Raw genomic sequence first — 887 nt, forward strand, 5'->3', positions numbered from 1 at the left:
TTGACCATAGCGTACAGGGTCAAGACAACCTCGAAGTGCATCTTCCTGTTTATGCGCTAGACAGTGATAACGACAAGTCGCCAAACAGCGACCTTGTGGTTAATGTGGGTGATGATATTCAAGTGGTGGCTAATGGCACGCTCAGTGTGGTTGAACCTGACACCGACAGCTCGGCGCAAAGCAACATTATCGATGTACTGACCGAAGCGGGCGCAGACCAAGGCCAAGTGACCTCATTCACCTTTGATGGTGATGAATACACCTTAGAGCAAGGCAAAACCGAATATCCAGTGACCGATGGTAAAGTGGTTATCACACCAGACGGTACACTTTCGTTTATTCCAAACAGCGATGTTGATCACTCTTCAAGTGATGAAGTGAAGCACACCATTGTGGTGACCGTGACGGATAACGACGGTGACAGCTTAACCAGTCAGGTAGAGCTGACCATTACCGACGGTAAGGATCCGGTGATCGCTCAAATTACCGAAGCTAACGTCTATGAAGCAGGCTTGGGTGATGGCTCAGGCGTCGGCTCAACAGAGACAAGTGCGAGCGGCACCATCACATTCGAAACAGGCAGCGATACCGTCACAGCACTGAAGATTGATGTCGCTGAATTTAATGGCCGAGCTGCTGGGGAGGGTATCTTCTCCGATGGGCAACGAGTGATCTTAGAAGAGAGCTCGGATGGCGTATACCGCGGTTATATCACAGTGACCGAAAATGGTGTCACCAGCCAAGTTGATGTATTGAGTATCACGTTAGACCAATCGAGCCTTGGTAACTACTCCGTTACCTTGTTGCAAGAGCTTGACCATAGCGTACAGGGTCAAGACAACCTCGAAGTGCATCTTCCTGTTTATGCGCTAGACAGTGATAACGAC

General features: G+C 49.5%; 1 protein-coding gene. It reads left to right on the plus strand.

All coding sequences use genetic code 11. The features are described 5' to 3' along the window. Window positions 1-887 (plus strand): hypothetical protein (locus ELS82_RS25395; RefSeq protein ID WP_134837813.1); only part of this gene is annotated, 887 nt, incomplete at both ends.

Source organism: Vibrio ouci (assembly GCF_004551525.1).
GTDB classification, from domain to species: Bacteria; Pseudomonadota; Gammaproteobacteria; order Enterobacterales; family Vibrionaceae; genus Vibrio; species Vibrio ouci.